The organism is Tardiphaga sp. (assembly GCF_028290785.1).
Taxonomy (GTDB): Bacteria; Pseudomonadota; Alphaproteobacteria; order Rhizobiales; family Xanthobacteraceae; genus Tardiphaga.
Genome location: NZ_JAQGJD010000293.1, coordinates 1 through 2,977, shown reverse-complemented (window position 1 = coordinate 2,977; position 2,977 = coordinate 1). Strand labels below are relative to the sequence as shown.

General features: G+C 60.8%; 2 protein-coding genes. One reads left to right on the top strand and one right to left on the bottom strand.

The features are described 5' to 3' along the window. Positions 1-170, top strand: a 170-nt coding sequence (locus JWR89_RS17640) for a DUF1236 domain-containing protein (RefSeq protein ID WP_299718439.1), incomplete at its 5' end; no start/stop codon positions are given. A gap of 122 nt (positions 171-292) precedes the next feature. On the opposite strand, the gene JWR89_RS17635 is transcribed toward JWR89_RS17640, so the two are convergent. Next, positions 293-2,878 carry an HWE histidine kinase domain-containing protein gene (locus JWR89_RS17635; RefSeq protein ID WP_299718438.1) on the bottom strand — a complete coding sequence of 862 codons (2,586 nt, stop codon included), beginning with the start codon at positions 2,876-2,878 and terminating at the stop codon, positions 293-295. Positions 2,879-2,977: the final 99 nt, after the last annotated feature.

Here is a 2,977-nt window from a genome sequence, read left to right as displayed (position 1 = left end):
GCTACCGCGATGAGGTTCGGGTCGGTGCAGTCTTGCCGGAAAGCGGTGTGACCTACTACGACGTGCCGAGCGAGTACCGGTCTGCCCACGAATACCGCTACACTGTCGTCAACGACCGCCCGGTGTTGGTCGAGCCGCGAACCCGGCGCATCGTCGAAGTGATTGATTAAAAACGTGCGGAAACAGGACGCCCTAGGCGGCCTGTTTCATTTCTGGTACTGCAAAGCCGTTTTAAAAAACCGTTTGAGAACTCAGCAAACTTGCGAGACCACGTCGCCAAACTACGATGCCATCACGATAACAAGCGCCCCGCTGCAGGGGCAGATCCTGTCGGGATCAGGCGAGTCAGCGCCTTCAACATCGACAGGCGGTGATATGGCTTGGTGACGATGGGTACATCCGCCAGAAGTTCTCCCATCGCCAAGTCTTCACCATAGCCAGTGCCAAAGACGAATGGAATTGCGTGCGCCTTCAGGTAGCGCCCGATTGGCAGGCTGTTCTCCGGGCCAAGATTGACGTCGAGTAGCGCGAAACCGAAACTCTGCATGGCAAGAGCCGCGAGCGCGTCGGCAACGGAATTCGCCACTACTACGGTTTTTGCTCCGAGCGCCCGCAGCAGGTCCTCGGCGTCGACGGCGATGAACAGATTGTCTTCGACAAGCAGGCATGTGGTTAGCAGTCGTGCAATGTCTGCAGGCGCGGGCGCGTTGCTTTCTTCGTCAGGGAACGAGGTTTGCGGTTCCGGTTCTGCGCACGTGGCGGCCGCGGCTGGGAGAATGATGTCGAGACAGTAGCCCCCGGGAAGATAACGCGGCGTGCTCATGCCGTTGAGTTCGAATGGGATGACTTGTCCCAGGACGGTCGAACCGAAGCCCTTGCGCTGAGGAGCGGACACCATGGGCCCGCCAGTCTCACACCAGGCGATGCTGACGTTACCGGCTTCATCGCGCGACGTGGTGACGGTGATCCGCCCGTCTGTCGTTGAGAGGGCTCCGTATTTGCGTGCGTTGGTCACGAGCTCATGCACCACCAGCGCCATGGGCGTGAAAGCCTTCGGCATGAGGATGACCTCGGGACCCGTCAGCGTCAGGCGATCCTCGATGTTGCCGTAGGTTTCGACCTCGACCGACAAAAGCGCACGAAGCGGCGTGGGCATCCAGTCGCTTGAAGTCAAGAGATCCTGCGCCCGCGCCAGTGAACGAATGCGATTGTCCAGGCTTTCAACGAGCGCGCGGATATCGACGGCGGTGGCGGCGCTTTGAGAAATCAGCCCGCGTACCAGACCGAGAATGTTGCGAACCCGGTGGTTGAGCTCGGCGATCAATATCTCCTGACTCTGTTGGGCCGTGTTACGGTCGACCTGCGCTGACTCCGACATGCGCAGGATGAGCTCGATCATGGTGACGCGTAGCTTCTCGGCGGCGCGCAACTCTCCTTTGCTCCAGCGTGGGGATTGAAAGCGAACTGTCTCGCGCCAAGCCTCGAAACTCTTCCGCGGCGTCAGGCGCACGCCGTGAGGCCCCAAAGCTTCGATCTTTTCCGGTCGGCCCGCCCACGTGACGGATTTTTCGACTTCCCGCCGGAAGAAGACTAGGTAGTCGCGCGGCACTCGGGAGACCGGAATCGAGAGCATGCCCGCTGCCCGCATCGGATAGTCGAGCGCCGGAGGAAACACGCCGCTGAGACAATGGGTCGAGAAGACTTGCCCGGCCGACGTGGTGTTGAGAAACCGGACAAGCTGCGCAAACTCCTCACGGGTCGGCGTCAGTCCGGTGAGGCTTATCTCGCCTGCGTGGCTGACGGCGATGCCATCAGCCGCGACATAGTCGGCCACGCTTGTCAAAATTTCCGGAACGTTCTTCAACAGCGCATCGGAGGCGGCGAATGCCAACGCTACCCCGTTGTGGATATTGTGCGTCCGCAGGTCGTAGGCAGCGTCCTCAGCTTGCAGCCGCGCCTCCAGGAGATAGGAAAACATTTGGCCGAACAGTTCGGCTGTTGAACGTGTCTCCAGCCCGAGGTGCATGGCCTTGCCGTGATGGCAGGCGATAAGGCCCCAGAGCTGGCCGCCGACAATGATCGAGACCGACATCGACGCTTGGACGCCCATATTGCGAAGATATTCAAGATGGATAGGCGAGACACTGCGCAGTCCGCTCATGGACAGGTCGAGCCGTACCCCTTCAGGAGACAGCACCGGCAGCACCGGGATAAGGTCTGCGTCAACATCGGCGATGATACGCAGGAAATTGCGTTTATAGAGCGCGCGCGCTTGCTCCGGAATGTCTGAGGCTGGATAACGGAGACCAAGGAACGGCGCGAGCGTCCCGGCGGCGGTTTCTGCTATGACTTCCCCGGCATCATCGTCGTCGAACCGGTACACCATCACGCGGTCAAAACCCGTCAGCCCTCGCATCTGGCGCGCGGCTTCCTGGCAGATCGCTTGCGTCGAGGTTTGCCGCTCGGCCCTTGCCGTCATCGATCGTAGAACGCCCAAAGGCGCAGTGGATTGGCCCGTGGACGCCTCGAACTCGAGTACAATTTCGTTGCCAGATACATGCACGGCCACGTCAAAGCGCGGTGAGCCGGTAGCCAACCGACAGCCGAACAATCTCTCTACGATGCCAGTGCCGATGGCGATCTGTAGACGGCCGCGGACGTCGTGCAGAAAGTCTGCCGGAAAGACGGATTTGGCCGGCTGTCCGATCATTTCATCCGCGACGCCGAGGAACGCGCCTGCGTTGGCCGAGCAGCGAAGCACGTTCCAGTCCGCACTGATCGTCAGCAGGGCACCCATCGGCTGGATGGCACCGAGAAGATGGATCGGTTCGCTGGCACACGACGCCAACGCCGCCGGATCGTAAAGCGGCGCGATCACGTCGCGAGCCGGCAGAAGCGGCGTCCGACTGTAGTTCCGGTGGGTGCAACGGTCGTAGTTGGCCGCTTATTTGACATCGCTCTCGCTCCTGAATGGGCG